The 21637-nt window shown below is 67.7% G+C and carries 16 protein-coding genes; 6 read left to right on the forward strand and 10 right to left on the reverse strand.

The window, feature by feature from the left end; all coding sequences use genetic code 11:
- Positions 1-10: 10 nt before the first annotated feature.
- The 3 genes from proX to ACOGXE_RS15275 all read right to left on the reverse strand — a co-directional run bounded on the left by proX (position 11) and on the right by ACOGXE_RS15275 (position 4793).
- A complete protein-coding gene (proX, locus tag ACOGXE_RS15265) occupies positions 11-1219 on the reverse strand; it encodes a glycine betaine/L-proline ABC transporter substrate-binding protein ProX (RefSeq protein ID WP_419931749.1) in 1209 nt (402 codons plus the stop codon).
- A gap of 191 nt (positions 1220-1410) precedes the next feature.
- Entirely contained in the window at positions 1411-3516 is a 2106-nt protein-coding gene (locus ACOGXE_RS15270; protein WP_419931750.1) for an ABC transporter permease, read from the reverse strand.
- Positions 3513-4793, reverse strand: a complete 1281-nt coding sequence (locus tag ACOGXE_RS15275; protein ID WP_419931751.1) for a quaternary amine ABC transporter ATP-binding protein — start codon at positions 4791-4793, stop codon at positions 3513-3515. The genes ACOGXE_RS15270 and ACOGXE_RS15275 overlap by 4 nt, the downstream gene beginning before the upstream one ends.
- A gap of 158 nt (positions 4794-4951) precedes the next feature.
- Here ACOGXE_RS15275 and ACOGXE_RS15280 point away from each other — a divergent pair, with 158 nt between their 5' ends.
- Both ACOGXE_RS15280 and ACOGXE_RS15285 read left to right on the forward strand, forming a co-directional pair.
- Complete coding sequence (locus ACOGXE_RS15280; RefSeq protein WP_419931752.1) at positions 4952-6280, forward strand: 4Fe-4S dicluster domain-containing protein; 1329 nt, start codon at positions 4952-4954, stop codon at positions 6278-6280.
- Positions 6277-9153: a molybdopterin-dependent oxidoreductase gene (locus ACOGXE_RS15285; RefSeq protein ID WP_419931753.1), complete on the forward strand. Its 2877-nt coding sequence runs from the start codon at positions 6277-6279 to the stop codon at positions 9151-9153. The genes ACOGXE_RS15280 and ACOGXE_RS15285 overlap by 4 nt, the downstream gene beginning before the upstream one ends.
- Positions 9154-9178: 25 nt before the next feature.
- Here the strand turns inward: ACOGXE_RS15285 and ACOGXE_RS15290 are convergent, their stop codons facing one another.
- Entirely contained in the window at positions 9179-9943 is a 765-nt protein-coding gene (locus ACOGXE_RS15290; protein ID WP_419931754.1) for a hypothetical protein, read from the reverse strand.
- A 32-nt stretch (positions 9944-9975) separates the two neighbouring features.
- Here ACOGXE_RS15290 and ACOGXE_RS15295 point away from each other — a divergent pair, with 32 nt between their 5' ends.
- Entirely contained in the window at positions 9976-10875 is a 900-nt protein-coding gene (locus tag ACOGXE_RS15295; RefSeq protein ID WP_419864587.1) for an alpha/beta fold hydrolase, read from the forward strand.
- On the opposite strand, the gene ACOGXE_RS15300 is transcribed toward ACOGXE_RS15295, so the two are convergent.
- Genes ACOGXE_RS15300 through ACOGXE_RS15310 form a run of 3 tightly spaced genes read right to left on the reverse strand, consistent with a single transcriptional unit; the run spans position 10830 to position 14851 of the window.
- Positions 10830-11684, reverse strand: a complete 855-nt coding sequence (locus tag ACOGXE_RS15300; protein ID WP_419864588.1) for an alpha/beta fold hydrolase — start codon at positions 11682-11684, stop codon at positions 10830-10832. The two genes, ACOGXE_RS15295 and ACOGXE_RS15300, sit on opposite strands and share 46 nt — an antisense overlap.
- Positions 11685-11689: 5 nt before the next feature.
- Positions 11690-13105 (reverse strand): benzoyl-CoA 2,3-epoxidase subunit BoxB, encoded by a 1416-nt coding sequence (gene boxB, locus ACOGXE_RS15305; protein ID WP_419931755.1) that lies wholly within the window; start codon positions 13103-13105, stop codon positions 11690-11692.
- A gap of 33 nt (positions 13106-13138) precedes the next feature.
- Positions 13139-14851, reverse strand: a complete 1713-nt coding sequence (locus tag ACOGXE_RS15310) for an enoyl-CoA hydratase-related protein (RefSeq protein ID WP_419931756.1) — start codon at positions 14849-14851, stop codon at positions 13139-13141.
- Positions 14852-14928: 77 nt separating this feature from the next.
- On the opposite strand from ACOGXE_RS15310, the gene ACOGXE_RS15315 reads away from it, so the two are divergent.
- Entirely contained in the window at positions 14929-16425 is a 1497-nt protein-coding gene (locus tag ACOGXE_RS15315; protein WP_419931757.1) for a benzoate-CoA ligase family protein, read from the forward strand.
- A gap of 31 nt (positions 16426-16456) precedes the next feature.
- Here ACOGXE_RS15315 and ACOGXE_RS15320 read toward each other — a convergent pair whose 3' ends face one another.
- Positions 16457-18055 (reverse strand): alpha/beta hydrolase, encoded by a 1599-nt coding sequence (locus ACOGXE_RS15320; RefSeq protein ID WP_419931758.1) that lies wholly within the window; start codon positions 18053-18055, stop codon positions 16457-16459.
- A gap of 98 nt (positions 18056-18153) precedes the next feature.
- Between ACOGXE_RS15320 and ACOGXE_RS15325 the strand changes: the two genes are divergently transcribed.
- Both ACOGXE_RS15325 and ACOGXE_RS15330 read left to right on the forward strand, forming a co-directional pair.
- Positions 18154-18936, forward strand: a complete 783-nt coding sequence (locus ACOGXE_RS15325) for a crotonase/enoyl-CoA hydratase family protein (protein WP_419931759.1) — start codon at positions 18154-18156, stop codon at positions 18934-18936.
- Between the two features lie 23 nt (positions 18937-18959).
- A complete protein-coding gene (locus tag ACOGXE_RS15330; RefSeq protein WP_419933538.1) occupies positions 18960-19529 on the forward strand; it encodes a class I SAM-dependent methyltransferase in 570 nt (189 codons plus the stop codon).
- Positions 19530-19551: 22 nt separating this feature from the next.
- Here the strand turns inward: ACOGXE_RS15330 and ACOGXE_RS15335 are convergent, their stop codons facing one another.
- Together ACOGXE_RS15335 and ACOGXE_RS15340 are read right to left on the reverse strand one after the other, a co-directional pair.
- On the reverse strand, positions 19552-19854 hold the full coding sequence (locus tag ACOGXE_RS15335; protein ID WP_419931760.1) for a hypothetical protein: 303 nt from the start codon (positions 19852-19854) through the stop codon (positions 19552-19554).
- 88 nt (positions 19855-19942) lie between these two features.
- A complete protein-coding gene (locus ACOGXE_RS15340; protein ID WP_419931761.1) occupies positions 19943-21613 on the reverse strand; it encodes a long-chain fatty acid--CoA ligase in 1671 nt (556 codons plus the stop codon).
- Positions 21614-21637 lie beyond the last annotated feature (24 nt).

A 21637-nucleotide genomic window follows, 5' to 3' on the forward strand; every position in this document is an offset into this window, starting at 1 on the left:
GGGTTTGCCGTTAGGCGGCCGCCCTCGCGGTCTCAAGCCAGGCGTCAACCGTGCCCCTGTTGGCCGCAATCCAGTCGGCTGCCAGCTGCGCGATCTCGGCCTCGGTGTCCTTGCCGCCGGCTTGCTCGACGTTGGCAAGCGACACGTCGATGACGGAGAGCTTTGCCTCACGCAACAGCGCCGCGGCCGCCGGATTGGCCGCAAGCCATTCCTTGTTGGCCGTCACCTGGATGTCTGCCGGCACCCAGCCGAGGCGGCAGAAGCCGTCGACGTCTGCAGCCGGGCACTGATCGGCCGGAATGTCGAGTCGCACCTCTTCGCCGGTTGCGTAGAAGCGCTGGTCGAATTCTTCACCGCCGTCGAACCCGGTCGGATTGGAGTCATCCAGCACGTTCTCCATAGCGATCCAGTAGGCGTTGCCGCCCGGGCGGATCTGCGTGATGTAGGCGCTGGGCGTCCACGTGTAGATCACCGCCGGCTCGCCAGCGTTCATCTTGGCCTCGGCCTCAGCGAACATGGCGTCGTAACCAGCGATGGTCTGGGTGATGTTGTCCCAGCCAGAGAACGCGATCTGCGCGGTGATGATGTTGTCGCAGGTCCAGCTCTCCTGGCAGCCGTAGATCTCGGCGATTCCGTCACCGTCAGAGTCGAACAATGCCCGGATATCGGGATCGTCGTTGATCTGGTCGATGTGGGTGATGCCGTGCTCGTCGGCGACCGACTTGGTCACGAGGAATCCTTGGAGTCCGCCGCCCTGGAAGACTGCGCCGACCTTCTCCAGATGGTCGCCGACCGTCGATCCGTCGGGCAGCTCCGGCTCCCACCACGAGTTGTGACCGGGGTACCAGCTATTGGCCCAGAAGTCCACGTCGCCCTCGGCCATCGCCAGATACGCCAAGGACGGTCCGAGTTCCGCCTCGGATGGCTCGCTGACCTCGTAGCCGAGTTCTTCGAGCATCTGCTTGTACACCTGGGCCTGGAAGTAGCCGGTCGACCAGTCGGCGCGTGCCATCGTGACCGAGACACCCTCGCCGGGTGTCATCGACATCTCTTCTTCCATCGGCTCTTCTTCGACCATCGCTTCGGTGGTGGCGGCCGGCGCTGCCGTCTCCTCGGTTTCGACGGCTTCGTCGTCACCGTCGTCACCGCCGCATGCGGCGGCGAAGAGCGCGAAGGCCGCTAGCAAGAGCAGCAGCTTGGTCAATCGTTTTGTTTGCATTACGGAGATCCTCCCTGATCTGCGTTGGATTGCATCACGCGGCGCGTTGCGTCGCGTCCACGCAAGAGCGGTGCCGTTCGCCCGGCTCGACGAGGGCTCCCTGGATGGCAGCGTAGTCGCACTGCCAACGCGCTCCGAATCCTAGACCGCGCACGCATGTTCGGAACGACACATGCAGCATGCTGTTCGGCTTAAGCGTCGCTGGACTCGGATGCTTCCGTGGTCGTGTCGCTGTACACCTTCGTGCGGCGGAACTCGCGCAACACGCTCGCAGCAGATGCGGCGAGCACGCTGCCGCCGCTCATCGCCAGGAATGCCCCGATGCCGCTCAGGTAGTTGTCGTCGGCAGATCGGGTCAACGTCACCACCCAGGCCAGGGCGACGACGACAATCCCAGTGCCGATCCCGGCCACGGCAGAACTCCACACCCATTGACGATGTTCTCGTGCGCCGAAGACGCCCGCTGCGGGAAGGCATGCGGCCAGACCGATGATGGCTATCAACAACGTCCAGAGGCCGAGGCGGGTGCCGTCGCCGCTCATGCCGTCGATGACGATCTCCTTCTCCGCTGAGAGCTCCGATGTCAAGGTGGAGATCTGCGCCGCCACGACGCCGGACTGCGACGGATCCGCCTCGGCTTTCGCTCTGAGTTCGTCGATCTGTGCTTGAACATCAGGGGTGATGATCACGTCGGCCCGCCGGTCGAAGCTCCATCCGGAGAATGCGCCGGCGAGGATGATGATCACCGCAACCCCTGCGGCGATGACACGTCCCCAGCCGATGCGAGCACTCAGCGGGTGCGTGGGCGAATGCGGAGCGTTGCTGATCCACCACCATGACCCGGCGACGGCGATGATTGCCCCCACGAGCATGACGTAGATGCCGGCCCCTGTTGCGGACGCCGCAGCGAGTTCCGACGGCTCGGCTGCGATGTAGGCGACGGACATCACCAAGAGCGCCAGCGAGCAGATGAGCGCGCCATCGGGCGACCACCAGCGAGCAAATCGCCCTGGGGCGAACAACGTGTTGAGCGATGCAGCGATGATGAAGATGCCCAATGCGAGTGCGGCGTAGCCGAACCATGAGCCGCCTGAGACGGACAGACCGTTCAAGTCCATGCCGGCGAGGTCTTCGTCGGCACGCCGGCCGTACGCCGTCAGGAAGCCGGCATCGCTGTGCCACGTCAGGAACACCGACACAGCGGCAACGAGTCCGCCCAAGCCGGCCAGCAGCGTGCCTCGACGCTCCGTCGAGCCCGCCGGGGCAAAGCTGCCCTCGGTGTCGTCCTCTGGCGTGGCGGCTTGCTTGTCAGCGGATTCCTCTTCCTCCAGCAGCAGCTCCGGGTCGCGCCGGTGAGCCCAGGCCCGCCGTATGCGGCGGAGCAGGCTTGTCTCGGTATCGGTCTCGCGCTGCGAGATGCGATCGAGCACCACGGCCACCAGGAAGAATGCCAAACCGCTCGCAGCGCCTTCAGCGACGCTCTGGCGCGAGAGAGCACCGAAGAGCAGGCGCCCGAGTCCCCCGGCACCCATAATCGCTGCGATGCCCAGCATCGAGATGGCGAGCAGCAGGGTTTGGTTGATGCCGGTCATGATGGCGGGCCGCGCAAGCGGGATCTGGACATCGGTGAGGACGCGCCATTCGGGAGCGCCGTAGGCCCGGCTGGCTTCCACGACATCTTCGGGCACCTGCCGGATGCCGAGATTTGTGAGTCGCACCAGCGGCGGCAGCGCGAACACCATGGTCACCATCGTCGCTGACACTTCGCCGATGCCGAAGAAATAGATGAACGGCAGCATGTAGACGAACGAATGCACCACCTGCATCGCGTCGAGCACCGGCCGCACCACCTGCCAGATGGCGTCGACACGCCCGCACACGATGCCCAGCGGGATGCCGACGATGACGCACAACAGCACGGCGACGCCGACGAAGCCGATGGTGCGTGCGGTCTCGAGCCAGTACGCATTGCCGAGAATCCCGCAGATGCCCAAGCCGAAGGCCGCGAACGCGCCGATCTTGACATTGCGCACCAAGCTGCCGATGACAAAGAAGGCAATGACCACCCACACCCAGGAGATCGGCTCGAGGATGTCCTCGACCAGGAAACCGATGAGCGTCTGGAACGGCCATTCGATGATCGTCAGCAGCCACTTGAGGTTGACGGTGATCCAGTCGACGGCTTGATCCATCCACGAGCCGAACGGGATCTCGAACTGGTCGAGAACCGTGTTGTCAGTGATCCCAGGCTGCGAGGGCGCGCCCTCGGCCTGCGCGAGCAGTGCGGCGGCGCTCACATGAACACCTCCCGCTCGAAGCCGTCTATGAGCTGTTCGACCCTGCCCATCTCCTCCATGATGAGGCGGGGGTCGAGGTTGCCGATCAGCCTGCCGTCGTCGTCGACCACCGCAATCGACAGGCCGCGACCGGCGAACGCGTAGAGCTCGTTGAGCGTGGCGTCGGGACCGCACTTCTCGAAGTCGGATCTCAGCGCCTTCTTCAAGTCGTTGCTGCCCATGCTGCGAGCGCGCAGGCCGTCGGCCGCCGTCAGCAGCGAAGTGGGCCGTCCTGACGCATCGCAGCAGAAGCGTCCCGCAATGTCGCCGCAGAGCGTGAGGGCGTCGCTCAGCGACATATCGGCGGGGATCGGACGCGGCTCGGTCATCACCTCATGCGCCTGAATGACCCGCCCCTGGTCCACGTCCTGGACGAACTCGGCCACGTATCCGGTGGCCGGCTCGGTGAGAATTTCCTCGGGCGTGCCGATCTGCACCACCGCACCGTCCTTCATGATGCAGACCCGGTCGCCGATGCGCAGCGCCTCGTTGAGGTCGTGGGTGATGAACAGGATCGTCTTGTGAACCTCGGCTTGAATCTCCATCATCTCGTCCTGCATCTGGCGGCGGATCAGCGGGTCCAAAGCGCTGAAGGCCTCGTCCATGAGCAGGATGTCGGGATCCGACGCGAGGGCCCGAGCGAGTCCCACCCGCTGCTGCATGCCGCCTGAGAGCTGCGACGGCCGGTGTTCTGCGAATGCGGCCAAGCCGACGAGTTCCAGTGCGCTCATCGAGGCTTCGTCGCGTGCGGACTTGTCGACCTTTTGCACCTTGAGCCCGTAACCGACGTTGTCGATGACGCTGCGATGCGGGAAGAGCGCGAAATGCTGGAAGACCATGCCCATCTTCTCCCGGCGGAACTCCTGCAGGTCGGTGCCGTCGAGCTTCTGCACGTCGACGCCATCCACGAGCACCTCACCGTGAGTGACGTCGTGCAGCTTGTTGACCATCCGGATCGCCGTCGACTTGCCCGAGCCGGAGAGGCCCATCACGACGAAGATCTCGCCGCGGTTGACCGAGAAGTTCACATCGGTGAGTCCGACGACATGACCCGAGAGCCGTTGCACGTCGTTCTTGGGCATGCCGGAACGGGCGAGCTCGAACGCGCGGCCCCTGGGCTGCGGCCCGAAGATCTTGTACACATCGCTGAGGCGGATGATCTCGTCGCCCTCAGCAGCGCCATTGCCCGGGTTGTTGGCGTCGTCGCTCATAAGTCCCCCTGTTGTGTCCCGTGCCACGTTAGGCGCGCTGCGGGACCCAACCGGTAATCCGTGAGCGTGGGTGACCCGCTGCGGCGATGGGCTGTGAGAATGAACTGGCGGGCAGAGCCGATTCGAGTTCCGAGTGCTGTCGCGAAAGAACGGGCGTCGGGTGAGCGTGTGCCAATCTGTTGGCCGTGACGCGCCTTGGGTTCCTGCTGGACAGCGGCGCGTGCATCGGCTGCCATGCGTGCACGGTGGCCTGCAAGAGCGAGCACGACGTGCCGCTGGGCGTCAACCGCACGTGGGTCAACTACGTGGAGACCGGGGAGTTCCCGCAGACGCAACGGCACTTCACGGTGATGCGCTGCAACCACTGCGACGACGCGCCCTGCATCTCGATCTGCCCGACCGGCGCGCTCTTCCGGGCGTCGAACGGCGTGGTGGATTTCGACGATTCCCGCTGCATCGGCTGCAAGGGCTGCATGAACGCGTGCCCCTACGACGCGCTCTACATTTCGCCGGCCACCGGAACAGCGCACAAATGCAACTTCTGCCAGCACCGGCTCGAGGTCGGGCTGGAACCCTCGTGCGTCGCTGTCTGCCCGACTCGCGCGATCACGGTGGTCGACCATGACGACCCCGATGACGCGGTCGCCGAACGCATCCAGGCCGAGCAGCTCCCCGTACGTGCGCCCGAGCGACGCACCCTGCCGAAGGTTCACTACGCCGGCACCGTTCCCGAAGCGCTCGACCCGCTCACTCGACCGGTCGCCGATGACGGCCTGATCTGGGCGGACTGGACTGGCAGTGCCGTCTGGCCTCCTGCCTCCCAGGCAGCGCAGAACGTCTCTCAGGCCGAACCGGCGGCACGCACGGCCTACACGGTGCCCCATGACGAGCCATGGGGTGCCAAGGTGGCCGGTTACATGGTCACCAAGGGCGTGGCGGCCGGCGTGATGCTGTGGGCGGCCGCCGCTGCGTTGCTGGGCTGGCAAGATCGTGCCGCCGTCGCCACCGGTCCGGCCCTGATCGCCCTGGTGGCGCTGGCGGTGACGGGCATTCTGCTGATCGCCGATCTGAAACGGCCCGAGCGCTTCTGGTACCTGTTCGCCAAAGGACGGCTTCGCAGCTGGATCACCGCCGGTGCCTGGGTGATCATGATCGACGCGGCCTTGGTGATGCTCTGGGGCATAGCGGGCCTGTGGGGAGGCTCAACTTGGTTCGTGGTGCTCATCGGTCCCACAGCGGTGTTCTCGTTGCTGACTGCGGTGTACACAGCGTTGCTGCTGCGCCAGTGCCGAGGCCGCGTGATGTGGGCTGACCGGCCGGCGCTCGCGCTCATCGGCCGTCTGGCCGGTGAGGCCGCGCTGGGAGGCGGCGCGGTGTGGGGAGCCTTCGTGGCCCTGCGGGCAGACGCTGCGGTGTTTGCCTGGACTCCGGTCATCGCTGCGGGTGTCCTGGTGTGGCTCTACCGGCACGACCGCGCGTACCTGCGTGCTGCCCAGGCGATGCCCCTGTCATGACTGCCCCGGAGCAGACATCTGACCGGGCCGGCGCGGCCGGTCTGTCGGCGACGCCGCCGCACGAGGCGTGGCATGACTGGACCGAGCTCGACGCGGCCTCGTGGCCCGAGCGCACCCAGCGCCGTTACACGCTGGTGCCCACCACGTGCTTCAACTGCGAGGCGGCGTGCGGCCTGGTCGCGTACATCGACCGCGACACCGACGAGGTCGTTCGCTTCGAAGGCAATCCCGAGCACCCCGCCTCGCGGGGTCGGAACTGCGCCAAGGGCCCCGCCACGATCAACCAGGTTCACGACACAGAGCGCATCCTGTACCCGCTGCGACGCACGGGCGAGCGCGGCGGGGGCGGATGGCAACGCGTCAGCTGGGACGAAGCGCTGACCGAGATCGCTGCACGCATCCGGACCGCCATCGTCGAAGGCCGCCGCGACGAGGTCATGTACCACGTCGGCCGACCTGGCGAAGACGGCTACACCGAGCGTGTGCTCACCGCCTGGGGCGTCGACGGGCACAACAGCCACACCAACGTCTGCTCGTCCAGCGCGCGCGTCGGGTACGCGACCTGGATGGGCCACGATCGGCCCTCGTCGGACTTCGCCAATGCCGAGGTGATCTTCCTGATCTCGAGTCACCTCGAGGCTGGGCACTACTTCAATCCGCACGCCCAGCGCATCATCGAGGCCCAGCAGCGGGGGGCGACGGTGATCTGTGTCGACCCGAGGCTCTCGAATACGGGCGCCAAGGCCGATCACTGGCTGCCGGCATGGCCCGGCACCGAACCGGTCTTGCTGCTGAGCCTGGCCCACCTGTTGCTTGAAGCCGGCACATGGGATCGCGCCTTCATGCACCGCTGGACGAACTGGCAGACCTACCTGGCCGAGACCCGGCCCGATCTTCCGCCGACGTTCGAGTCGGTCGAGGTGGCGCTGCGCGACGCCTATGCGGACTACACCCCTGAGCGGGCCGCAGAACTGTGCGGAGTAGATGCCGGCGATCTGCGCGAGATCGCACACGCCATCGGCGGGGCGTTGGGCCGATTCGCATCCCACAACTGGCGTGCGGCCGGCGCGGGCAACCTCGGCGGCTGGCAGACCGCACGGTGCCTGTTCCTGCTCAACGTGCTCACCGGGTCGGTCGGCACGGTGGGGGGCACCACGGGGGCCGGCTGGCACAAGATGAAGCCGGCACCGCCGCTGCGACCGCCGCCGGTGGAGCATTGGAACGAGCTGTCGTGGCCGCGTGAGTACCCGCTCTGCCACCACGAGATGTCGATTCTGCTGCCGCACTTCCTGCGCGAGGGCAGGGGCAAGCTCGACACGTACTTCACCCGCGTCTACAACCCGGTGTGGACGAATCCCGACGGGTTCAGCTGGCTGGAGACGCTGAGCGACCCCGAGCGAGTGGGCTGCCATGTGGCGCTGACGCCGACGTGGTCGGAGACCGCTTGGTTCGCCGACTACGTGCTGCCGATGGGCGTCGGCTCGGAACGCCATGACCTGGCGTCGTTCGAGACGCATGCAGGCCAATGGCTGGGCTTCCGCCAGCCGGTGATGCGCCGCTATGCCGAACTGCGGGGAGCCGAGCTCGGCCCCGAGAGCCGGACTCACGAATTCAACCCAGGCGAGGTCTGGGAGGAGAACGAGTTCTGGATCGACCTGTCATGGCGGATCGATCCCGATGGCTCGCTCGGCATCCGCCAGTGGTTCGAGAGCCCGGCGCGCCCGGGCGAGCCCATCAGCATCGACGAGTACTACGAGGCGATCTTCGCCGGCGAAGTGCCGGGCCTGGCCGACGACGCCGCTGCGGCGGGGCAGACGCCGCTCGAGTTCATGCGCGACCGGGGCGCCTACGCCGTGCGCGGCGATCCCTACGGCCACCATGAGCGGGTCGTTCAACCGGAGCAGCTGGCTGGCACCGTCCTCGGCGACGATGCCGTCTACCGGCCGTCGCGCGACACCATCCGCGGCGCCGCCGCGGCGCTGCCGCCGCTCGGCGACGGCTCAGTGGCGGTGCAGGTCGCCGGGGCGGCTCGTCAGGGATTCCCGACGCCCTCGCGCAAGCTGGAGCTGTATTCCACGACGCTGGCCGAATGGGGCTGGCCCGAGCATGCGACGCCGGGTTGGATTCCCAGCCACGTTCACTGGCAGCAGCTCGACCTGGCCGGCAACGAGCGGATCCTGGTGCCGACATTCCGCATCCCGACGCTCATCCACACCAGGTCGGCCAACGCCAAGTGGCTGGCGGAGATCAGCCACCGTCATCCGCTGTGGATCCACCCGTCCGATGCCGACGCGCTCGGCATCGAGATGGGCGGCCTCGTGCGGATCAGCACCCGCATCGGCCATTTCGTCATCTCGGCCTGGCGCACCGAAGGCATCCGGCCAGGCGTGGTGGCTGCGTCGCACCACATGGGCCGCTGGCGGCTGGATCCCGGAGCGAATTCCGGCGGATCGGCTGGCCGCGCTGACGGCGGCGCGCCGAAGTCGTGGGCCGGCGGACCGGCAGAGATCGATCGGGAGGGCACCACATGGCGGCTTCGGCGCACGGGAACGATGGCACCGTTCGCCTCTGATGATCCCGATTCTGACCGGGTGTGGTGGAACGACACCGGCGTCCACCAGAATCTCACGTTCTCGGTGCAGCCTGACCCGATCTCCGGCATGCAGTGCTGGCACCAGCGGGTGCGTGTGGGGCCGGCCGAACCCGGCGACCGCTACGGCGACGTCGTGGTCGACACTGCGCTGGCCCGTGAGGCCTACGAAGAGTGGCTGGCGATGACGCGACCGGCTCCCGGTCCTGGGGGGCTGCGTCGGCCAACGTGGCTGGCGCGCCCGCTGAAGCCTCATGCCGAGGCCTACCGTTTCGATTCCTGAATTCGATAGCTGAACCGTCGGGGATTCAGCTGGGCTTGTGGGCTTTGCGGGAGCCTGCTTCCCAATCTTCCATCTCTGGGTTGTCGGTGATCGTGCCAAGCACACTCAGCTGCGGTGCCTCGCGCATCGAGCGCTTCAGCTCTGCGAATCCAGGAAAGCGCGCCAGCTCGATGACCGCGTTCCACAGCGGCACGGCCTGTTCGTCCGTGGGGACTCGCGAGATGACGGGGCCGAAGAACGACAGGCCATCAGGTGGCTCTACGGTGATGATCGGCGTGCCGACGTCACGCCCGGTGCGGCTCAGGGCCAGCTCGGTCTCGTCGGAGATCTCGGCATCCCACGTCTCGTCGTCGACTGCCAGCGCGTACTCCGTGGGCAAGCCTGCAGTGGCCAACGCTTCGGCGGTGTGCTCTGCGGTGCCGATGCGGTCCCGCAGACCCGAGCCCTTGGGCATCTCCCAGTAGTGCTGGCCCATGGCGTCGTACAGCGGGCCCATGACGTCGCGGCCCAGCTCGGCTCGGACCTTCGCAGCGACGCGCAGCATCCGCAGCCCCGCGGTATGGCCTTGCTCGTACCCGACGGGAAACTCAGTGTCGTAGTCGCGGTGCTTGTTCAGGATGCGCAGCGAGATGAAGCGCCAGTCGACCGAGTAACCGGTCTGCGCAACCACCTTTTCGACCCAGCGCGACGTGATCCAGGCGAATGGGCACACCGGATCCCAGAAGAACTCAAGATCATGCGGGCGGTCGGCGTCTGTTTCAGCACCTGCCACGTGGTCTGTAGTACTCATGCGCGCATGGCTAGCACACGGACCCAGCTGACATGAGTGGTCCCGACACCGACGCGCCGGCGCCGGAGATGGTCGAAGTGGCCGAGGGCGTGGAGCTTGCGCTGCATCGACTGGGCGGCGACGGGCCGCCGCTGCTCTTCGTGCATGCCACCGGCTTCAACGGCCGTGCTTATGGACCATTCACAGATCGCCTGACGGAGCACTTCACCGTCTGGGCGCCTGACCTCCGTGCGCACGGCTGGAGCCCGCCGCCCGCTGATCGGGACTTCCTCTGGACGACGCTGGCCAATGATCTGCTGGGCATCGTCGACCATCTGGGCATCGCCCACGGCGAGCTGGACTGCGTCGGGCATTCCATCGGCGCGGCGACGCTGCTGCTGGCCGATGCGCAGCGGCCCGGCACCATCCGGCGCATGTACGGCTACGAGCCGGTCGTGTGGCGCATCGAAGATCAATTCGGTCCGGGCGAGAACCCGCTGATCGCTCTCACGACGAAGCGCCGGGAGGAGTTCGTCTCGCGTGGCGAGGCTTTCGAGCGCTTCGCGTCGCGGCCGCCGTTCAGCGGTGTGCGCGCCGATGCGCTGGCGAGCTACGTCGCCCACGGGTTCGAGGATCTGCCCGACGGCTCTGTGCGGCTGCGCTGCCGCGCCGCGGACGAGGCAGCAACCTATGACGGCGAGTGGGTCTCCACGACGGCTCGTCTCGAGGGCAGTCAGACGCCGGTGGTCATCGGCAAGGGGCTCGAGATGACCTTTGAGGACATCGGTGTGCCCGCGCATGAGGCATTGGGCAACTCGCGACTCATCGCCTACCACGGCCTGGGGCACTTCGGACCGTTCGAGGCACCCGACGTGATCGCGTCAGACGCACTGGCGACAGTGCTCGGTCAGGATCCGGCGGTCGCACATTCCGAGACGAAGTCGGCCAGATAGTCGGCGATGCGCTCGGGCTGGTCGCGGTGAGCGACATGGCCGCAGTCGGCAAGCAGGTGGCCGACCGCGTCAGGGGCCGACTGGACGATCGTTGACACCTGCGCTTCGGTGCCGTACTGGTCGCCCTCACCCTGCAGCACCAGGACCGGGCAGGCGATGCGTTCGAGCAGCGGTCGTATGTCCCAGTGGCGAAATCGCGGGGTCAGCCAGACATCTCGCCAGCGTTCGAAGGCGAGACGCGGATGGTCGTGGTGGCGGGCCAGTCCCGAGATCACCTGCTCGCGCTGGCCGTCGATGCCGCGTATGCCGTCGATGCAGATGTCTTCGATGAAGGAGTGCGGCGCAATCACGGCCACGCCGAGCGGCATCACTGACCCAAGTCCTGCTGCGATCAGGGAGATGGATGCCCCGTCGCTGTGTCCGATGAGGATGGGGCGGCGGATGCCGAGTTGGTCGAGCACCGCAGGCAGCACCTCGGTGGCCTCGCGTTCCATGAACCCGTCGCCGTAAACCTCGGGCTCAGGGTCGGAGCGGCCGTAGCCGCCGCGGTCGTAGGCGATGACCTCGAGCCGGCAACGGCGCGCTAGCACATCAGGCAGGTCTCGCCACTGGGTGATGCTGCCGAGACCCTCGTGCAGCATCACGATCACGGGAAGGTTGGCGCCGCTGGCGTTTCGGGGAGAGAAGCGGCGGTAGGCGATGCCGACCGTGTCGACCTGCAGGCGGCCGCCCAGCGTGACTGTCTCGGCGGAGTCCATTGCGCCCGGGAGGATGGCGCCTGGGTCGATGTCGCCGGATGCAGCGCCCATGGCGACTACAGGCGCACGTAGTCGTATTCGACCGGCCTGGTGTTGATGCCGCGGGCCGGGGGAGCGATCCAGCCGGCCACGCATCCTGGCTCGTACACCGGCGACATGAGCGAGTTGACGTAGTCGCGATCGTCGTCGGTGGGCAGCCAGTCGCCGGACGACGCCTCCCATTCGGCCCTGCTGACGACCCTGCCGTCGGGCGTGATGTCGTGCGGGGCGAACACGCCCACGGCGCGGTTGAAGCCCGGATGCGGCAGCGTCAGCTCGAAATCGACACCGGCCTCGGCGATCAGTCGGTTCCAGCGCCGCAGCCCCTTCGCGCAGTCGTCGGAGTACGAGTCGCGCAGCTGCAGGTTCACCACCTGCAGCGAGGGCCGCTCCACGGTTGCCAGGACGCCGTCGACAACTTCGGTGCAGGCGAACGTCGTGGAGGTGAGCACATGATCGTCGTCGTAAGCCGACTCATCAAAACGGCCCTTGAGGCCGGCGGTGTAGAAGTTCGCTCCGTTGGTCGAAGCCTCGGCGCCGAACAGGTCGAGCGAGACTGCGTAGTGGAAGTTGATGTACTTCTGCAGCGTTGGCAAGTCGACGACGCCGAAGGGGCGGACATCGTCGGTGTCGTGCTCCACCATCACCTCGCAGGTGCGCTGGGCAACGCGCCCCATGCCGGTGGCGCCCACGAACATGTGGTGCGCCTCCTCGCGCAGCATGAACTCGCAGGTGCGGCTGAGCGGATCGAACGCCGACTCGGCCAGCGCCCCGAGCTGGTACTTGCCGTCACGGTCGGTGAAGTAGGTGAAGGCGAGGAACGAGAGCCAGTCGGAGGTCTTCTCATTGAAGGCATTCAGGATGCGCGGATTGTCGGGATCGCCCGAGTGCCGCTGGAGCAGTGCCTCGGCCTCCTCCCGGCCGTCGCGGCCGAAATGCGCGTGGAGCAGGTACACCATGGCCCACAGGTGGCGGCCCTCCTCGACGTTGATCTGGAAGAGGTTGCGCAGGTCGTACAGCGACGGCGCTGTGTGGCCGAGGTGGCGTTGCTGTTCCACCGACGCCGGCTCGGTGTCGCCTTGGACCACGATCAGCCGGCGCAGGTCGCTGCGGAACTCACCGGGCACTTCCTGCCACACGGGTTCGCCCGCTGACTCGCCGAATCCGATGCGACGGTCGGGCTTGGGAGCCGACAGGAAGATGCCCCAGCGGTAGTCGGGCATCTTGACGTAGTCGAAGTGAGCCCAGCCCTCGGCGCTGGTGTCGGTGGCGGTGCGCAGATAGACGTCGTTTCCCGAGAAGCCGGCGGGGCCCAGCTCATCCCACCAGCGAGCGAACTTGGGCTGCCAGCCTTCCAGCGCCCGCTGCAGCCGGCGGTCCTCGGAGAGCCCGACGTTGTTGGGGATGCGCTCGCTGTAGTCGATCTTGCTCACGGGCGTTGCCCCTCGTCACCGCGGGGATTGACCTTACACACGGCCTGTGGCGTAGCTCGGGCGAGTTCCCGTGCCGTAACGGGTCAGCGCGCCGTCAGGGCCTGTCGCATTCGGCCGGATGAAGATCCAGTTCTGCCAGGCCGACAACCGGCCGAAGATCTTCGTCGCCATCGTCTCGGGGCCGCAGAAGCGATGGTTGGCTTCCATGGCGGTGAGCGCATCGGGCGAGAAGGCGGCACGTTCCTCGACTGCGAGGCGCAGATCGTCGTCCCAGTCGAGATCATCCGGGGCTGCGGTCACCAGCCCCGCCTCGGTCGCAGCTTGAGCGTCAAGGGCAGAGCCGACCGTGCCGCTGGCTGCGGCGATGGCTTTGTCGTCTCCCCAGAGACGAGACTGCAACCGGGTGAGGCCGTTCGCCATGGGCATCGAGCCCAGGCTGACCTGGGTCATCGCCAGCACCGGCGGGCCCGCCTCTGCCGCCTGGGGTCCCCGCAGGGCTCGCACGGCCATGCCCACAGCGTCGTCGGGACGGTCGTCCACGAACTCGCCGTCGAGGAGGTAGGTGCGGTCGGCGGCCAGCGCCACCTCGGCGAGCACGCCGGCGAAGCATGAGCCGGGCTCGACGGCCGCGATGAGCGTGCGTGCCGTGAGGTCAAGCCGGGACAGGGTGCGGCGCCACAGCAGCGCTGTTTCCTGCTCGGCATGGCTGGCGGGCTCGCACAGCGCCCGGTCGTGGACGGTGACATCTGCGTGGCTGCCCTCTGCCAGCAGCACGATCGTGCCCAGCTCGGGCTCGTTGAAGCGCAGGTGGCACAGCAGTGCATCGAGTTCTCGCGCCGCTCGCAGCGGCCAGCGGGGATCGGTGCTGGCGCTGATCAGCACCTCGGCGCAAGCCCGGTCGCGATCCGGCGCCATGGCAACGAATTCGCCGACGACGCTGCCGTCAGGAGTGGGGGCGAGTCCCAGCGGCTCCAGCACGACCGCCTCGTCGCCGGCGAAGCGCCCCGCGGCTCGACTGTGCTCGGCCAATGCAACCGCCCGAGTGCCGACCGCGTCGGCAAAAGACGTGCGCGGTGCCAACTCGTCCACCAGGCCCCATTCCAGCGCCACCTCGCCTCGCAGCCCCTCGGCGCGGGTGGCGAAGACGTCTGCGCGGTCGCGGCGGACGTGGCGCTTGTCGGTCAGCCTGGTCAGCCCACCGGTTCCCGGCAGGACGCCCAGCAAGGGCACCTCGGGCAGAGACACTGCCGTGTTCCGGTCATCCACCAGCAGGATGTGGTCGGTCGCGAGGGCCAGCTCGTACCCGCCTCCCGAGCACGCGCCGCCCACGGCGGCGAGAAATCGGATGCCGCTGTGGGCGGAGGCCTCTTCGAGCTCCAGCCGGGTCTCGTTGGTGAACTTGCACAGGTTCACCTTGTGGGCGTGAGTCGCCGCGGCCAGCGCCCGGATATTGGCTCCCGCGCAGAACACGTTCTCATAGCCGCTGCTGATCACCACGCAGCCCACCCCAGGATGCTCGAAGCGGATGCGGCGGACGGCGTCGGCAAACTCCAGCTCGACACCCATGTCGTAGCTGTTGAGCTTCAGCTCGGCACCGTCGAAGATGCCGCCGTCCGGCTGCACCTGCATCGACAGCGTGGCGACGGCGCCGTCAACGTGCAGCGCCCAGTGCCGCCACGGCCGAAGGTCGCCGAAGAAGTCGAGATACACCCCGGCGCCTGCCGGCCGGGTCTCTGCGGTGTTCACACGATGAGTGTGCATCGTTAGTGTTCGCTTCGACACCCGCGTGTCCCAACAGGTGCCGACCGGACGGGGAGGGCAGCGTGAGTGCGAACGCCGTGCATCGATTTGTCATCGAACCCGCGGAGGCCGCGCCTTCCGCCACGGCAATCATCGACGCTGCAAGCGGGCGGCACACCAGCAGAGCCGAGATGGTCGCGGGCGCCCGGGCAGCGGCGGCAGCGCTGGCGGAGCGCGGCGTGCAGCCTGAGCAGCGGGTGATGATGTGCGCGGCCGACACGCCTGCGTTCTTGTGGTGGTTCTGGGGTGCCATGTGGATCGGCGCTGTGCCGGTGCCGGTCTCCACCATGGTCCGCCAGCACGACTACGACTTCCTGCTGCGGGACAGCCGTGCTGTCGGGCTGGTGTATTCGCCGCCGTTCGCTCCCGAAGTGGTGCCCGCAGCCGACGGTCAGCCGTTCCTGCGCTGGACGCTCGACGACGCCGACACGGGCGCGCTGGGCGATCCCAGCCTGGCCCCTGAGCCCTTCCCGGCAACCGACGACGATGTTGCGTTTTGGCTCTACACCTCGGGCACGACCGGGCAGCCCAAGGGCGCCATGCACCGCCACATCGACATGTCGGTCTGCACCGACAGCTACGCCCGTGGCGTCTTGGACATGGGGCCCGACGATGTCATCTACTCGGTGCCCAAGCTGTTCTTCGCCTACGGGCTGGGCAATTCCGGCTATTTCGCTTCCGGCACGGGCGCGACAGCAGTGCTGAACCCCGACCGGCCCGAGCCCGCGGCCGTCGCCGACCACGTCCGCGTCCACCGGCCCACGCTGTTCTTCAGCGTGCCCACGAACTACGCGCAGCTGCTGGCCGCAGATCTGCCGGAGGACACGTTCTCGTCGGTGCGGCAAGGCATCTCTGGCGGCGAGCCGCTGCCTCCGGAGATTCACCGGCGCTTCGCCGAGCGTTTCGGCGTGGAGATTCTCGACGGCATCGGCACCACCGAGCTGGCCCACATCGCCATCTCCAACCGGCGGGACGCCTCGGTGCCCGGCACCACCGGAACGCCGCTCGACGGCTACGAGGTGTCGCTGCGCGATGAGCACGGCAATGAGGTGGCCGACGGCGAGCCGGGTGCGCTGCATGTCGCGGGCGGCTCGGTGATGACCGGTTACTGGAACCGCACGGAGCGAACCCGCGCGGCACTCCAGGGACGCTTTCTCGCCACCGGCGACACCTATGTGCGCAACCCCGACGGCACCTACACGTACCAGGGGCGCTCTGACGACATGCTGAAGGTGGGAGGCATCTGGGTGTCGCCGATCGAGGTCGAGGGCTGCATTCTCGAAATGGACGATGTGGTGCTGGCGGCTGTGGTCGGCGGCGTGGATGCCGAAGGGCTGACCAAACCGCACGCGTTCGTGGTTCCGACCGCGGGCGCGCAGCGTGACACGCTGACCGAGCGGGTGCAGGCCCACGTGCGCGAGCGGCTCGCGGCGTACAAGTACCCCCGCTGGGTGGATGTGGTGGACGAACTGCCGCTCACCGCTACCGGCAAGGTCAAGCGGTACCTGCTGCGCGACTAGGCAGGTGCGCCTCCGCAGCTAGGTCATCTGGTCAGCCCCACGCGCGTGCGATTGCGCGGGGGAGTTCTTCTATCCACTGGATCAGGTCGTGGCCGCAGACGCGCTCGGTCCAGTCGTGGGGCGACTTGGCGAAGTGCAGCCATGCCGCCCATGCCTCGGTCGCCTGGTGGAAGCCGCCTTCGAGCGTGCCGGCGCATAGGTGCACGAACGGCGCCTCGGCTGCATTCCAGTTCATCTGCTCGTTCGGCGGCATGCCCGTCGAATACGCCATGGCGTGGCCGTACTTGTCGCGGTGCATGTGTCCGACCGCCAAGGCGTGACCGCCGCCGTCCGAGGCGCCGAACACGCCGCGCTGGCTGCGGTCGTCGGAGACGCCGAATGACTGCTCGGCCCACGCAGACAGCTCCTCCACGAAGAAGCGCTGGTGACGGTCGAAGCGGTCGTTGTCGAAACCGGGCAGATACTCCATGGCTCGTTCGTTGCCATAACCGCCCATCGGCGCGGAGTGCGCTGCGACCAACACGAAGCGGGGAACTGTCTCCTTGGTGATGCCGGCATCGAGCCGCCGGAGGTAGGGGCCGATCATGCCGCCGTCGGTGGCGTACAGCACCGGCAACTGCTCCGTGGGGGAGTGCTGGGGCGGCAAGTACACGGTGACGGTGCGCCTGGTGCGCAGCGAGGTGCTGTCGAGCGTGTGCGTCTGGGTTTCGCCGCGCAGCTCGTCGTCGGGGTGGGATGGGAGCTCTGCGGGGGCTTCCGGGCCCCGGAATCGGTGCGGGACCGGGCCGCGCTGGCCGCCCAGCAGGCCGCCGCCGTCGTCGAGCGGCCAGAATCCGTAGCCGATGACGGCTTCTGGCAGCCGTTCGATGCGCACGCTGAGCGCCCACAGATCGCCGGTGACGGCGTCGGCGTCGCTGTTGCGGCCATCATCATGTCCGGCTCCGACTCGCCACATGGGCAGTTCGATGACCGGCCCCGGCAGCACGCCTGCAGCGTCACTGTGGCATGCGAAGGTCAGCTCGTCTCCATCGGCCCAGCAGCCTTCTGGGTGGGCGGCGAGCTGTGCCGTCAGGAACTCGCGAGACGGGTCGCGCCACACGCGGCACATGCGCTGGCCCGGCGGCAGGCCGGGCGTGTCGGCTCGTTCCCGGCTGAGTTCGCGGTTGCGCCGATCGATCTCTGCACGCCGCTGCTCCAGGGTCGGCAGGCCGATGCGGTTGCGGGACTCGTCGTCGACCGAGCCGTCCACGGGCGCCAGTACCAAGTCGCCCAGGTGCGTCGTGACCACCGTCCCGAATTGCTGCGGCCTGCCGCTGAGCAGGCTTATCTTGTCGGCGCACTCGGCGAAGACGGCGCCGGCGCCCGGCACGCCGTCCCGGTGGGCGCGCGCAGCCAGCTCACCGGCGATCGAGAACGTCTGCGGGCCGCCGTGGACGCTCAATGCCCGAGCGGCTCGCAGAGCCGTCGCTCCTTGGGCCTGCTGCAGCTCCGGCGTGCGGGCGAGCAGCTGGACGAGCATGGGCACCTCGGCGGGTTCAGCCATCTCGATGCGGGCCAGCAGATCACCGACGTCGTCGTTCCCTGCACTGCCGCTGCCTGTGCCGCTGCCCTCAGGGCTGTCGCTGTGCATGCCACCCTCCGCCCGAGCCCAAGCGTCCACGGACCGTATGGCTCCCGGTCGCGCTGCGAGGCTACTGTCGGCGCCTGCAGAGAGATGGAGGAGTCTCGGTGAGCGAAGAACCCCTGGTCCTGGTTGAGCAGCGCGGCTACGTGCAGATTCTGACACTGAACCGGCCAGATGCCATGAACGCATTCAACATGGCGCTGTCGGAGGCGCTCGGCGATGCGCTCGATGCGCTCGACGCGAACCCCGATGTCCGCGTCGGCGTGATCACCGGCGCAGGGCGGGGGTTCAGCGCAGGTATGGACCTCAAAGCGTTCGTGGAGGGCGGCGGAATCGATGCGATGCCGAACCCTGCCGGGCGCGGCTTCGGGGGCATCGCCGAACGCAGCGCAGCCAAGCCGCTGATCGCGGCAGTGGAGCGCTTCGCGCTGGCCGGCGGCTTGGAGGTGGCGCTGTCGTGTGACCTCATCGTGGCGTCCGAAGGCACCATGCTCGGCATTCCCGAGGTCGGTGTCGGCCTGTTCGCCGGCGCTGGCGCGCTGCTGCGCTTGCCGCGCCAGCTTCCCTACAGCCTGGCCATGGAGATGGCATTGACCGCCGAGCCGATCACCGCCGAGGTCGCCCACCAGCACGGCATGGTGAACCGGGTCTGCCCGAAGGGCGAGGCGGTCAACGTGGCCGTCGAGCTGGGCGAGCGCATCGCCCGCAATGCGCCCAAGGGCGTGCGTGCCTCCAAGGCGCTGATCCGCAACGTTTTGGGCGTGTCCGAGGACGATTTCTGGGCGTTCCAGCAGCCGGCGCTCGAGGATGTCTTCGCGTCGGCCGATGCCATCGAAGGCGCGACCGCGTTTGCCGAGCGGCGCGATCCCAACTGGGAGGACCGCTGAGCCGCTGGGCGGAACGAGGCGACATACCCCGCGGCGCCGAGTACGACGATCGCTGGGCCCAGAAGGCTGCGCGCGGCGAGTCCATTCACGGCGAGGCCGACCTTGTCGACTCGCTGCTCGAATCGATCGGGAGCGTGCTCGACGCGGGTTGCGGGACGGGCCGGGTAGCGATCGAGCTGGCGCGCCGCGGGCATGACGTCGTGGGTGTTGACCTCGATCCCGCGATGCTCGATCTGGCGCGGGAGAAGGCGCCCGAGTTGCCGTGGATCCAGGGCGATCTGGCCAGCACGACGGTGACCGACGCTGCAGGCGACCGGCGTCAGTTCGATGCGGCGGTCGCTGCCGGCAACGTGATGATCTTCCTCGAGCGTGGCAGCGAAGCGGACGTCGTGGCCAACATCGCGGCGCACCTGGGTCCGGGCGGCGTGCTCGTGGCGGGTTTCCAGCTCAGCGACGGCTACATGCAGTTGCATGTCTACGACGCGCTCGCCGAGCGCAACGGGCTCGAACTCGAGTGCCGCTATTCGACATGGGAGGGAGCGCCGTTCGAGGGCGGCGACTACGCAGTCTCAGTTCACCGCCGAACCGGCTGAGACTGGATCAGCCGGGACTGCCTCAGTCGGTGGGCAGGCGGGCGAGCAGCTCGATCTTGCGCTCTTCGTACTCGTCGAAGCTGATCTCGTCGTTGTCGAACTGGGTCTGCACCTCTTCGACGAGGCGGATCAGATCCGCCGCCGACAGTTCCTCGTCGAGGTTCCCGTCGAGCACGGCACCGGTGCCTTCTGGCTCATCCGTTTCGGCGACGAGCGGGCCGCTCTGGGGAACCTTGCCCATGCGCTTGGCTCGTTTGGCCTCGGCCTTCGCCTTCTTGGCCCGGTCTCTCTGCAGTTTTTCGAACGTCGTTCGACCGGCAGCCATGACTCACACCTCGCACCTATCCGAGAGACCATGCTACTGGGGGCCTGTCTGATTCCGGGTGCAGATCAGCGGTGCAAATCGAGGCAGTTCAGGTCGACGACCAGGCATGATCGGCGAAGCGTGCGCGAAGCAGCTTCTTGTCGATCTTGCCGGTTCCGGTCAGGGGGATCGCGTCTGCGACGACGATGTCGTCGGGCAGCCACCACGATGCCACCCTCGGGCTGATCGCATCCCGCACGGCTTGCGCGTCGAGCGCCGCGCCGGCGGCAAGCTCGATGATGAGCAGCGGCCGCTCGCCCCAGCGTTCGTGCGGCAGGCCGATGACCGCCGCAGCCGCAACGTCGGGAGCCTCCAGGGCGGCGTTCTCCAGCTCGATCGAGCTGATCCACTCGCCGCCGCTCTTGATGACGTCCTTGGAGCGATCGGTGAGGGTCAGGTAGCCCTCGGCGTCCAGTGCGCCCACGTCGCCCGTGCGCAGCCAGCCGCCGCCGGCTTCGCCCACATGCGAGTCCGCAAACGCGTCGGCGTCCGCCAGCGCGCCGCTGTAGTACGCGCCGCACATCCAGGGGCCCCGTGCCTGGATCTCGCCGACACTGCGGCCGTCGCGGGGAAGCTCAGCGCCCGCGTCGTCGACGACACGCAACTCGATGCCGTACAGCTCGCGGCCCGCCTTTGCCTGGCGAGCCCGCTGGGCATCGCGGCTGGTGCGCTCGACCCGATGCGTGAAGCGTCCCGACGTGCCCTGGGTCATCTCGGTCATGCCCCACACATGGCTGACCGTGACGCCGTAGTCGTCCTCGAGCGTGTCGATGAGCACCCGGGGCGCGGCCGAGCCGCCGACCGCCACCTTTTGGAGCGACGGCACGGTGCGGCCGCTGGACTGCAGGTAGCTGACGACACCCAGCCAGATCGTGGGGACTCCCGCCGAGAACGTGATGTCCTCGGCCTCGATGAGATTCACCAGCGCCTCCGGGCTCAGGTCGGGGCCCGGCAGCACGAGCTTGGCGCCGCTCATGGCGGTGGCGAACGGCAGCGCCCAGCCGTTCACGTGGAACATCGGCACCGCCCCCAGCACGGCCTGACCTGAGTGGATGTCGTGGCCGTCGCCGGTGCAGCAGGCCCACGTCTGCAGCACGATCGACCGGTGGCTCTGCAAGACGCCCTTGGGATTGCCGGTGGTGCCCGACGTGTAGCAGAGCGTGGCGGCGCAGCGCTCGCTGAACTCGGGCCATGGTGCGGGGCCTGGCGTACCGGCGATCCAGTCCTCATAGGCGATCTCGCCGGGCAAGCCGGCAGGCGCATCGAGGCGGCCGAGCACGACCCAGCGGCGGATCGCGGGCGTGCGCTGGGCCAGGCGGGCGGCGATGTCGACGAACGAAGCGTCCACCAGCACCACGCTGTCGGCGGCGTCGTTGAGGATGAATGTCAGCTGATCGTCGTGGAGCCGCGGATTGACGGTGTGCAGCACGGCGCCGATGCCGGTGATGCCGTAGTAGGCCTCCAGGTGGCGGTGATCGTTCCACGCGATGGTGGCGACGCGGTCACCGGGCTCGATGCGGTCGGAGATCAGCGCTGCTGACACGAGACGGGCCCGTTCGCCTACGTCCCGCCACGTGCTGCGGGTGGTGACGCCTGCTGAGTCGACGGCCACAACCTCGGTGGCGGCATGACTGCGGGCTGCATACGACAGCAGGGTGGAGACCAGCAGCGGCCGGTCCATGGTGTTGCCGGCCAGCATCGGCCCGACGTCAGGCGGCATGCGGGTCGGCAGTCGCGGCGAGCG

This window comes from Candidatus Poriferisodalis sp. (assembly GCF_965208555.1).
GTDB lineage: Bacteria > Actinomycetota > Acidimicrobiia > Acidimicrobiales > Poriferisodalaceae > Poriferisodalis.